At 59.9% G+C, this 11880-nt stretch carries 4 protein-coding genes and 1 pseudogene; 2 read left to right on the top strand and 3 right to left on the bottom strand.

Annotated elements, in window-relative coordinates:
- Both QRN38_RS27970 and QRN38_RS27965 read left to right on the top strand, forming a co-directional pair.
- Nucleotides 1-1160: pseudogene (locus QRN38_RS27970) on the top strand (hypothetical protein); the annotation flags it as partial.
- Nucleotides 1161-1308: 148 nt separating this feature from the next.
- Entirely contained in the window at nt 1309-2211 is a 903-nt protein-coding gene (locus QRN38_RS27965; protein WP_183140615.1) for a hypothetical protein, read from the top strand.
- A 223-nt stretch (nt 2212-2434) separates the two neighbouring features.
- Here QRN38_RS27965 and recD read toward each other — a convergent pair whose 3' ends face one another.
- From recD to recC, 3 genes are read right to left on the bottom strand one after another with little or no spacing between them, the layout of a single operon-like run.
- Nucleotides 2435-4528, bottom strand: coding sequence for an exodeoxyribonuclease V subunit alpha (gene recD, locus QRN38_RS27960; protein WP_057418903.1), 2094 nt, complete (start codon nt 4526-4528; stop codon nt 2435-2437).
- On the bottom strand, nt 4525-8217 hold the full coding sequence (gene recB, locus QRN38_RS27955; RefSeq protein ID WP_057418904.1) for an exodeoxyribonuclease V subunit beta: 3693 nt from the start codon (nt 8215-8217) through the stop codon (nt 4525-4527). The genes recD and recB overlap by 4 nt, the downstream gene beginning before the upstream one ends.
- Nucleotides 8214-11690, bottom strand: a complete 3477-nt coding sequence (recC, locus tag QRN38_RS27950) for an exodeoxyribonuclease V subunit gamma (protein WP_057418905.1) — start codon at nt 11688-11690, stop codon at nt 8214-8216. Before recC ends, recB begins: the two co-directional genes overlap by 4 nt.
- Nucleotides 11691-11880 lie beyond the last annotated feature (190 nt).

Here is an 11880-nt window from a genome sequence, read left to right as displayed (position 1 = left end):
CGGTGTTGATGTTGGAGGTTTGGAATGTGAGTTCGGAGGTGTCTGCTTGGGAGCAGACAGTTAGGGAGAAAAATAAACATCGAGCATCCGGTGGTGTGCTAAGCGCCGGATTAGACTTAGTGATCGCATTAGAAGCCTTAGCTGTAAAGTTTGCCGGCACCCAGTCCGCGATTGCGCTCTCGAGAAAGACACTATTAACAGTTTCTGAAACCCAGGCAAAACGCTGGCTTGGTACTGCACTTGGTAATATTTTAACCAAAGAGCTTACTGCTCGACTGATCCTACAATTTTTGTCCGGTGTGGCTTTGACCGGATTAAATCTTTACGACGCTTGGTATGCTTGGCGCTGGAACGATCAGGCCACGTACGGTTATCTACTGATATCCACAGGAGGGCTAGCAGGAACCCTGGGCGCAGGTTTTGGAGGCGCGACTAAACTATTCAAATTAAATGCTCTTAGCTGGATCGCGTTATTGCTGATCGGAACGGGTGTGGGGGTAGTCGTTTTACTGAGTTCAACACCAATGGAATCCTGGTTGGCAAACGGTCCGTTTGGCGAAAGCAATCGGGCAGACCACTATTTACAGGATCCCCAGGAAGCACTCTACCGACTTATAAGCTTACTTGCTGCCATCACTATCACCATCAGTAAAAATCCGAGTTATGATCCGCAGGCTACATTTGATGCCCACGCAGAAACACCTTATGCAATACGTATTTCAGACACGATTATTCGTTTGGAAAGTCGGTTGCCGGGCCTGATTAGTAGGCTGGATAGCCTTAGCATACAAGCCGAATGCAGACTGAAGCTTGTTAGTAATGTTTCGAGCAATCAAGGGATACACTATCAAACGAATGCGAAAAATTCTCTTAGACCAGAATCGCCTAAAGCCCAGCGACTTCATCCTGACGCGCTGGAGCTTTATTTCTCCACACCCATAAACACAACCTCATCAACTGGCAATACGACACATCATTTTGAATGGGCAGTAAGAGCACAATTCACTCTGATACGCAGTGGGGAAAAGCGACACTTTCCTGCGCCGCCCATCAAGGATGGAACCCAATTTAGCGAAGCGTGGGCCAAGCCAGACTTCAACAAAGTCAACCAGCCATTTTGGGCTGACGAATCAACCCACAAGGCTAAGCCTAATGACTGAGTCAATCCATAGATCTTATTACGGCTCTCGTGCGTATAGCCCAGGCAAAACTTTACGACAAGCACCTGCACTAAAGAGCCTCCCTATTTTGTCTGGCGCTACACGTCTGCCTTGGTCCTCGACTCAGGGGACAGTGCCTATTGAACTAATGATGAGCCACACACCTGAGAGCATGAGGTTTTGGCAAAAAGCTCAGGTGGACAAAATACGGCAGAAAGCTGATAAGACTTATGTGCCGGCCAAATTTGAATCAGTTGACTTACATCAAAAACATGACCAAGAGCGATTCCGCTTTGCTCAGCTGCCGTTTCAAACGCAATTATGGTTGTTCATGCAGCAGGGTGGGAAATGGTCTTTCATTATCTTGCTACCTATGTTTTTGCTTGTAAGTTTTTTGGGTATAAACAAGCCGGCGGGGTCAGCCTTCACCCTGTACGTTAACAATGTTATCGAAACATTTCCGATTCTTATGGGACCTTGGCTGGCCTTTTGGATCATTGGCCACGTCGTCATCAACTACTTTCCCAGAGTCTGGTTCCGCCCCCCAAAAGGTCCACTCTGGGAGCTCAATCGCAGAACCGGTCTGGTCACGATCTTCGGCTACAAACGCCATCGAAAAGAAGGGGTGATCGACGAGTTCGTCGCGCCGTTCTACGAGTTCGATGCCTACATGATCACCACGCATGATCGTCATGGACCGTATTACGGCCTGCTACTCCAGCATCGCTATGAGGAGCAGCACATCAACTTCCACGCGCTGCTCGGCCCCGACGACTTCCAGCAACGCCCCTGCGCACTCTGGGACTTCCTGCAAAACTACATGGACACCAGCGGCCCGATTCCGGACATTCCGCTGTTCGAACCGTACAGGCATCTGGACCCGGTCACCGCCCGTTACGATCAGCAGCGCGGCCGCAACCCTCGCTACTGGATCGATATGGACGACGCCACGTTCAAGACCGAGGTTGGTGCCATGTGGCAGCGGGTTTATGCGATTGACACGTTTAGCCGCCCGAACCTTATGGCGCGGTATGTGGATTATGGCGTGTGAGGTGTTGTGTCGGATCTGCGGCGGCCCTGAAACGGGCTGCCTCAGTTGCGTCTGATGTACCGTGTGTACCGTTGCTGCCTTCCCGGCAGTTCGCGGACGAGTCCCGCTACAAGCGAAGCGCCAGGTCCGCTCCCGCGCCATCCGGGCAGACGCCAGCTTTTCAGAGCCTTCAAGACTTGTGCATAACAGACTGGAGGCGGCTTAGGCGTGATCACGGGCAGGCTCAAAGCCCGAGCATCAGGCCACTCAGGCGTTTGACTTTGCGGCGCAAAGCTTCTTCGAAGATGCCCTGGCGCGGTTCGATCAGGCTGAACCAGTGTTTGGCGCGGGTGATGCCGGTGTAGATGAGTTCTTTAGTCAGTACCGGGTTGAGGGCTTCGGGCAGGATCAGGGCGGTGTGGGCGAATTCCGAGCCTTGGGATTTATGCACGGTCATGGCGTAGACGGTTTCGACTTCGTTGAGGCGGCTGGGCAGGACGAAGCGCACGCCGCCGCTGCCATCGTTGCGCGGGAAGGCGACGCGCAGGACCTGTTTGCCCTCACCATCGCGCTCGGGCAGTCGCAAGGTGATGCCGATATCGCCGTTCATCAAGCCAAGGCCATAGTCGTTGTGGGTCATCAGTACTGGCCGGCCTTCGTACCATTGCTGTTCGCTCTCGATCAGCTGCGCATTGAACAACGCATGGGTGATGCGTTGGTTCAAGCCTTCTACGCCCCACGGGCCTTTGCGTACCGCGCAGAGCAACTGGAACGCGTCGAAGGCGTCGAGTACCGAGCGTGCCCATCGGGTCCAGCATTCGTCGTCCAGTTCAGCGCCTACTGCCGGGCGCTCGACACCGAGCACGTTCAGGTAATGCCGATAACCCTGCGGGCCTTGCCCGCCTTGGCCAAGGCCTTCCAGCACCAGCCGCTCGAACTTGAGGTCTTGCTCGCCCTTGAGCGCCAAGGCGAACAGATCGGCGTGACTGCCTGCCGACAGCAGCGCCCTCGCCTGCTGATCCTGTTGCTGGTTAACCAGCCGGGCCAACTGGCCGATGCCGCTGCCTTGGCCAAAACGGCGCGAGTGGCGCAGCATGACCACTTGTTGGGCCAGTGGATGTTGCTGCGCATCGCCTTGGCGCAACATGCCTTTGCTGAGGTCTTCGCCGCTGACAGCTTCGAGCCAGGTCTGGGTTTGCGGGCTGTAGAAGCCGTCTTCGGCGTCGCGACACAAATCACCCAGTACCGCGCCCGCCTCGACGGAAGCCAATTGGTCTTTGTCGCCGAGCAGAACCATGCGCGCATGCGGCGGCAGTGCGTCGAGCAGGTTGGCCATCATTTCCAGATCGATCATGGACGCTTCGTCGACGACCAGCACGTCCAGTGGCAGCAAGTTACCTGCGTGGTGACGGAAATGGCGCGTGCCAGGGCGGCTGCCCAGCAAGCGGTGCACGGTGGTGACTTCACTGGGGATTTTCTGCCGCACCTCGGCGCTGACGTCCAGGCTTTGCACTTGCTGGCTGATGGATTCGGTCAGACGTGCTGCCGCCTTGCCCGTCGGCGCTGCCAAACGAATGCGCAGCGGCTGGCCGCTCTGCACGGCAGGAGCCTGAAGCAACGCCAGCAAGCGCACCACGGTGGTGGTTTTGCCCGTGCCGGGGCCGCCGGTGATGATGCTGAATGCCCGGCGGGTTGCCAGTGCGCAGGCCAGTTTTTGCCAGTCGATGATGGCGTCCGGCGCTGAGTTCGCAGGCCCGAACAAAGCGTTCAGGCGCTGCGGCAGATCGTCGGGCGGAGCATCGGCTTGTTCCAGACGCCGACGCAGGGCTGCAGCGATGCGGCGTTCATAGGTCCAGTAGCGGCGCAGGTACAACCGTCGCTCTGCCAGCACCAAGGGTTTTTGCAGCGCCTCGGCGCTTGAGTCTGTGGCTTGCGCGACCAGCATGCTGCGCGCCAGCGCCTGGCACCACGCTGCGCCATCCAGCGCTGCCAGCAGTTGCGAGGGCAGCAGCATTGCCCCGTCTTGCTGATCACCTTCGGGCGGCAGTGACAAGGCGAAGTCCGGCTCTTTCAAGGTCTCGTAAAGATCGAGGCAGACATGGCCGTGGCCCAGTTGATGGCTGGTGAGGGCCGCAGCGACCAGCACCAGTGGATCGGCCTGCGGGTCGAGGTCGCTGAGGAACGCGACAAAAGCCCGGTCCAGGGCGCGCAACCAACCGCGCTCGACCCAGCGTTCCAGCAGCATCAGCAGATCGTCGGCGCGGGTCAACGGGCTCAAGTCGGCGAGGCTGATGTCGTCCAGCGCAGTGGGCAACAGATCGTCGAACGAACGGCTCATGCCAATGCTCCAGGCAGGTCAGGCGTTAAGGGTTTGCCCTGAAACAGCAGGTCCAGGCTCTCGATCAGTTCGCGTGGCGGACGAGTGAAATACGCGCCTTGAGAGGCGGAACGGCTGCCGCGCAGGAACAGGTAAAGCGCGCCGCCCATGTGCTGGTCGTAGTCATAATCGGCCATGCGTGTCTTGAGCTGTCGATGCAGCGCCAGCAGATAAAGCACGTATTGCAGGTCGTAGCGGTTGTCGAGAATCGCTGTTTCCATCGCCAGATCGGTATAGGCGTCGTCATCGCTGCCTAACCAGTTGGACTTGTAGTCAGCCACGTAGTAACGGCCTTCGTGCTCGAATGTCAGGTCGATGAAGCCTTTGAACATGCCGTTGAGCGAGACGGTTTCGGTGGCGGCCCGTGGCGCATTGTCGTGGGTGAAACGGCGCACAAGGGTATCCATCTGCGCCACGTTGACGTTAGTGCTGGCGAACCAGAACTCCATTTCGACGCGGTACTGATTGGGCTGATTCAGGTCGCCTAATGCAACCGGCGTGGAATCAGGCGAGAGGCGCAGCGGCATGTTCAGCATCTGCTGCAGCCAGTCGCGCAGGGTGATGATCCAGCCCTTCCAGCCGCGTCGATTGCAGCGACGGGCGACGGCACTTTCCAGCTCGACCGGATCACGCGCAGTGTTCGCAAACCCCTCGTTGCCTGCCCATTCCAGCAACCCGTGCAGAAAGGTGCCGGGGTTCGGGCCACGCGGGAAGCGGTGGATATCGCCGCCGCTGACCAGTATGTCGCGAGGCGCTTCGGGATCAAGGCGCTCGTCGTCAAACAGCTTTTGTGCCTGCGGGCTGTCAGGTGACTCGTCGGCACCTGCCGTTACGGTGTCGCCGATGCGCAGGGCGCTATAGGAGGCGATCCACCAGTTCTCGGCAGCACGGCGTTTGGGTACCAGCAGTTTGACCAGCGAGGCCTCGTTACGCGGCGCACTGAAGCTGTCATCGGTGGGTTCGGGAACCGGCTGCAAAGCAATCGCGCTGCAACCCTCGGCCAGATCACGCAGCCAGACCTTGAGGTCAGCCGACTCGGGCAGCGCCGTACCGCCACCCAGCAAATAGCCCAGCGCCGAGCGGTGCAACATCGAGCTGTTGGCATTGCCGCGTTTGAGGTCGGCAACGCCTAGCCAGCAGGCATGCTCCGAACGGGTCAGCGCGACATAAAGCAAGCGCAGGTCTTCTGCCAGGCGCTCGTCATCGGCTTGCTGAATCAGCGCCTCGGTGGGCTGCAGACTGATCTGCGCGCGGCCATCGGCATCATGAAACTGCAGTGGCAGGCGGCTGCCGTCGACCGGTTTGGACGAGCAGATGAACGGCAGGAACACCAGCGGGTATTGCAGCCCCTTGGACTTGTGAATGGTGACGACTTTGACCAGTTGCTCGTCGCTTTCCAGGCGCAGGATCTGTTCTTCTCCGGCCTGCCCGGACAGCGCCAGGTGATCGCCCAGATGACGAATCAACGCCTGTTCGCCATCCAGCTCGGCGGCGGCCTGTTGCAGCAGTTCGGACAGGTGCAGCAGATTGGTCAGCACTCGCTCGCCGTCGGTGCGGGTCATCAAGGTCTGCGGCAGGGCAAAGTCATGCAGCAGGCGGCGCAGCATCGGCAGCACGCCCTGGCTGCGCCATACGGCACGATAGCCACGGAACTGCATGACGCGCTGTTCCCACGCCAGTTCGTCCTGATTCAGACGCTCCAGCTCGGCGAGCGGCAGGTCGAGGGTGATGCAGGCCAGTGCCGCGCGCAGCGTACGTTCGGAATCCGGCTCGGCGCAGGCTTTGAGCCAGGACAGCAGGTCGTGCGCCTCCTGCGCGGCGAACACTGAATCCTTGTCCGACAGGTACACGCTGCGCACGCCACGCGCCGTCAGTTGACTGCGCACCGCCTGCGCCTCTTTGCCGTCGCGAACCAGAATCGCGATGTCGGCCGGACGCAGCCCACGCTGGGCATTGCCCGGTACAGTGAAGCCCGCGCGGCCCTGCTGACCGGCGTTGAGCAGGCGCACGATCTCGCTGGCGCAGCGGCTTGCAAGCTGCTGGCGATAGACGACACCGGACACCGGCTGCTCGCTCTCAAGATGCCATACGGTCAATGCGGTGAGCGCGGCGCCATCGACTTCCAGAGTTTCCTTGCGACCTTGGGCCAAGGCATCGGAGAACGGCACCTGATTGCCTTTCTCGTCACGGAACAGAAACGCACCTTTACCTTCCGGGCGTTGCTCTGCTCGCGTGAAGACATGGTTGACCGACTCGACCATCGCGTGGCTGGAGCGATAGTTGGTGTCCAGCGTGTGCCAGCGACCATCGGTGGCCTGCCGGGCGCGCAGGTAGGTGTAGATGTCGGCGCCACGGAAGGCGTAAATGGCTTGCTTGGGGTCGCCGATCAGAAATAAGCCGGTTTGCTCGTCGTTGCCTTCCAGACGATAGATGCTGTCGAAGATCCGGTACTGCACCGGATCGGTGTCCTGAAACTCATCGATCAGCGCCACCGGAAACTGCTCGCGAATCAGCGTCGCCAGCCGCTCGCCGCCCGCGCCGTGCAATGCGCCGTCGAGCCTGAGCAGCATGTCGTCAAAACCCATTTCGGCACGGCGGCGCTTCTCTTCTTCAAAACGCGCACTGACCCACTGCGCGGCATGTTGCAGCACGGCCGCATCTGGCTTGGGCAGACCGTCGAGCGCTGCTTTCAGCTGCGCCATTGCTGCAAACGCCGGGTGCGACGGTGGATCACTTTTCCAGGCCTCGGCGACGCCGTCTGGGGTCAAGCGTGTGAAGCCGGTGCCCAGGTCCAGCGCTTCCTGAGTTTCGTCAGCGGCCCACGCGGCGAGCTTTTCAAACCAGGGTTTGAAGAAGCGCTCCTGCATCTTGCGGCCATCGACCACCTTGCGGGCCACGGCGTCCTGGCAGAGCGTGTAGAGCTCGTCAGACCATACGGCCCAAGGGGCTTTCAGGGCGGCAAGCGCTGCCCGACGCTCCAGCAACGACGCCTCGATGAGCTCGGCCGGCGCTTGGGTGTTGGTGCTGCGGTCACGGCCAAACAAGCCACGTACGCGGGGCAACAGTGCCGCCGGACCGCTCCAGTTTTCCCGCACCCAGGCCAGCGCGTCACCGCTCATGGGGTAGCAGAATCGCCGCCAGTAATCGCGCAGGACTTCGCCGAGCAGGTCGCTGTGGTCGGTTTCGAGGGTCTGGGTGAACAGGCTGCCGCTGTCGAAAGCATGCTCGCGCAACATGCGCTGGCACCAGCTGTGGATGGTCGAGACGGCGGCTTCGTCCATCCATTGCGCGGCGATGTCCAGACGGCTGGCACAGGCAGGCCACTGCTCGGCCTCGAACTGCTCGCGCAATTGGCTGATCAGTTCATCGGGGGCACTAATTTCGTCACGAAAGAACCGCGCAGCTTCGGCCAGCCGGGTACGAATCCGGTCACGCAGCTCTTTGGTGGCAGCGTCGGTGAAGGTCACGACGAGGATCTGCGGCGGCAGCAATTCGCGGCCAAAACCTGACTGCTCGGAGCCGTGGCCGAGCACCAGACGCAGGTACAGCGCAGAGATGGTGAAGGTCTTGCCGGTCCCGGCGCTGGCTTCGATCAGTTGGCTGCCACGTAACGGAAAGCGTAGCGCCAGAGGGAGCGATTGATTACTCATGCGCCACCCTCCCCGCCAGACAACGACTGCCAGGGCGCGTCGTAAATCGGCTTGTAGAGTGTCTCGCACCAGCCCGCGAATTCCTCGCTGTCCATCAAGGCGTCGAAGTCCGCAAACTGCCGGGCCAGCGCGGTGCTTTCGCGTCGTTCGCCATCGGTGGTCTGCCCGTCACCTTCGTAGGCTTTGCGAGCGGCGGCTTCGGCTTTGTCGGCGGGTTGGCCCAGCCAGGCAAATGCGGTTTTGACGGCCACCGGCAGCGGTTGTTGCATGCCGCGCAGCCAGGCCATCAGCAGGTGGTTCAGCGTGGTGATGGCAGCATCTTTTTCCAGCGGGTCGAGCATCAGGGTTTCGTCACTGGCCACCAGCGCGGTGCTCAATGGCAGCTCACAGGCGCAGGCCACCAGATGATTCACCCACGGGCGAATCAGTCGATGCCACTTACGGGTCTTTTTAGAGCCAATGCTGTTGGGAATCGCCGTGACCAGCAATAGCTCGCCGCGAGTGTTGCGGTGTAACCCGCCAAGCCAGCCGTCGATGCTGACGCCACGGTGGCTGAAACTGATCGGCAAGGCACTGCTCAAGGTTTCGGGCCACAGCGTCAGCAGATCGTAGTAACGCCTGAGCACGTCCGGCAAGGGCTCGATCAGTTCGTCCTGCATGCAGGTGCCGAACCCGGCGAGAGGCAGCAGGCCGCTGGCTTGCAGTTTCAGGGCCTGGGCTTTCAGGGCGACATCACTATTGTCAGGGGAAACCATCGCCGCGTTGAGCAGGCTTTCACTGAGGCCGTAGCGCTCAAGGGCGTCGAGCACGAACGGTTCTTCATCAGCGAGCGGCGCTTCGGCGACCTCGAAATAGATCTTCAGGCGCTGGCTGAAAAAGTGCTTTACCGGGTTTCGCAGGAAGTCCTGCAATTGCGCAATGGACAGTGGCTCTTCCTGCTCGTGAGGGGGAAGCGCTTGAGGCACGGGCACCTGGAGGTCGGTTTCATGCAGCAGGCGCCATTCGCGGGCGAAGCTGAAGTAGCCGGTGCCTGCATGAAAGTAATTGGCGCTGAACGGCTGCAGCGGGTGATGCACCGTCAGTGCTTTCAGAAGACGTTCGCCGTCGTCCAGTTTGCTGTCAGGGTCGGCTTCGCCTGCCAGTTTCCAGCCACTGGCCAGGTGATCACGCAGCTGGCCAATCAGTACCGATGCAGGCCGCTCGCTGTTGTCACGAATGCTGCGGCCAACCCAGCTGACGTACAGTTGATCCCGCGCCGAGAGCACGGCTTCGAGCAACAGATAACGGTCATCTTCACGACGCGAACGGTCACCGGGGCGGTAATCACTGCCCATCAGGTCGAAGTCCAGCGGGGGTTGCGCGCGCGGGTAATCGCCATCGTTCATGCCCAACAGGCAGACCACTTTGAACGGGATGGCGCGCATGGGCATCAACGTGCAGAAGTTGACCGAGCCTGCCAGAAAACGCTGAGACAAGCGGCCCTGATCAAGCCCGGCAAGCCAGGCCTCACGGACCACGGTCAGCGGCAGCTCATCAATCAGGTTTACCGCTGCACAGGTTTCCAGCCAGTTTTCACGCAGTGTTTCGAGCTGAGCAAGCAGGTAGTCGTCATGCTCGCTTTCAGCAATGAAGAACAGCTGCAGAATGGCTTGCAAGCGTGCGCCCCATTGCTCCGGGGTGGCGGGCGTGGACAGTTCTGTATGGGCAACCTGCAGCGCATCGATCAACGCTACCAGCGGGCCTATCAATGCAGCATCCAGCCCGCCGATCTCGTCGTAGGGCTCAATGCCGTCATAAGCGGTACCGGCACCCACAGCGTAACCTAGCAACATGCGGCGCAGGCCGAAGTGCCAACTGTTCTGTTCCAGCGCATCCGGCAACCCCAGACCGGCGCGTTGCTGCGCATTGAGGCCCCAGCGGATGCCTGCGCCTTCAATCCAGCGATGCAGGGTTGGCAGATCGCGCTCCTGAATGCGAAAGCGCGCTCGCAAGGCCGGAACGTCCAGCAGGTCGAGAATTTCGCTGACCGGGAAGCGGCTGTCGGGGAGCTTAAGCAGATGCTCGACAGCGATCAGCAATGGCTCACGACCACGTTGCCCCTGATCGGCCAGCGTGAAGGGAATAAAACGGCGATCTTCGCGTTCGATCTGGCCGAAGACAGCGCGAATGTGTGGCGCGTAGCTGTCGATGTCCGGAACCATGACAATCACATCACGCGGGCGCAGGTTGGGGTCTTTGCTGAACCGCGCCAGGAGCTGGTCATGCAGCACTTCCACTTCACGCTGCGCGCTGTGGGCAACGTGAAACCGGACCGAGCGGTCTTCAAGCGGGTCAATGGCTGGCCATATCTCCCGCGTTTCATCCAGCGGGCGCAGTTCGAGAATATCGTCCTGCAACTGGTTCAGCAGATTGGTTGGCTCGACCTCACTGAACAGGTCAATCCGCTCGTCCTTGAATGACGAACGATAGCTGCGCGGATCGTCATGGCTGTCCAGCAGGTTGATGTAATCACGGCCCTGCTTTCCCCAGGCAGCGAGCAGCGGATGCGCATGCTGATGCAGCGCTTGCGGATCGAGGATCATCGGCATACCGGTCTTGCGGGCCTGACGCTTGTACTGATGACGCAGCAGGTCCTTGTCAGCGACGATGTCGGTCCAGTGGTGACGGCAGGGGTTGTGCACACAGAGCAGCACCTGGCTGAACTTCGCCAAGCCGGCCAGTGCTTCCAGCGCCTGCGCCGGGAGTGACGATATGCCGAATACGATTACCCGCGATGGCAAGCCAGGCGGCGCTTCGGTCATGGTGCCAATGCGCTCGATAAAACGCCGGTGCACGCCAGCACGGCTCTGGGCCATGCCCTTGGCTCCGACATCATCCAGCAGTGCGCGCCATAACTCGGCCTGCCAGCAATTGGCAATGGACAAGGGCCGTGGCTGACCTCGTGCGTCGCGCAATTGGTGTAGGCCTGCGGCCCAGTCTTCCAGCCAGTCAGCGCGATAGACCTGATATTGGTCGAACAGATCAGACAAGCGTTCAGATAATTGATAGCGCTTGCGCAGGTCGGTGTCGTCGGTCAGAAAGCGCTGCAGTGGCTCGAAGTGGGGCTGATTGATCAGTGCGGGAAGCAAGCGCATCAAGCGCCAGGTCAGCGGGGTCTTGTCGAGCAGAGACGTCTGAGGAATTTCATCGCTGCCGAGGACCCTGCGATACAGCGTCCACATGAAACTGCCAGGGAGCTGAACATCTATCGCAGCCGCAATGCCGCAGCCGCCGTTGTCATCGTCCTGAGCGTCTTCAGCCAGCGCAAGTTTGAGCCATTGCGCAATGCCGTTGCTCTGCACCAGCGCAATCTCGTTCTCAAGCGGTGCCAGGGGATAGCGACGCATCCAGGACACAACCAGACTGCGCAGTTCATCCGGGCGGTTGCCTTGAACCACCATGAAACCTGCACTCAGCGGGGTTGTAACGGACATGCTTGCTTCCTTGGCGGGTGCGATTGAAACCTGAAGCCGAACCATAAGGGCAAGCGCGCTGGAATGCCACACGCATGTTGAACTGGATGACTACCGGGGATGGGTGATGGGGCGACAGGCAAGGCGATGTTTTATAAACGCCACAAAAACAAAAACCCTCAACGCGTAAGCGATGAGGGTTTTTGGAATT

Source organism: Pseudomonas sp. CFBP2511, assembly GCF_030209255.1.
Classification (GTDB): Bacteria; Pseudomonadota; Gammaproteobacteria; order Pseudomonadales; family Pseudomonadaceae; genus Aquipseudomonas; species Aquipseudomonas avellanae.
Note: the sequence above shows the minus strand (reverse complement) of the source record. Positions and strands in the feature narration are given on the sequence as shown.

Coding starts and splice junctions, on each gene's coding strand:
- QRN38_RS27965 (WP_183140615.1), top strand. CDS start 1,309: ATGATGAGCCACACACCTGAGAGCATGAGGTTTTGGCAAAAAGCTCAG.
- recD (WP_057418903.1), bottom strand. CDS start 4,528: ATGAGCCGTTCGTTCGACGATCTGTTGCCCACTGCGCTGGACGACATC.
- recB (WP_057418904.1), bottom strand. CDS start 8,217: ATGAGTAATCAATCGCTCCCTCTGGCGCTACGCTTTCCGTTACGTGGC.
- recC (WP_057418905.1), bottom strand. CDS start 11,690: ATGTCCGTTACAACCCCGCTGAGTGCAGGTTTCATGGTGGTTCAAGGC.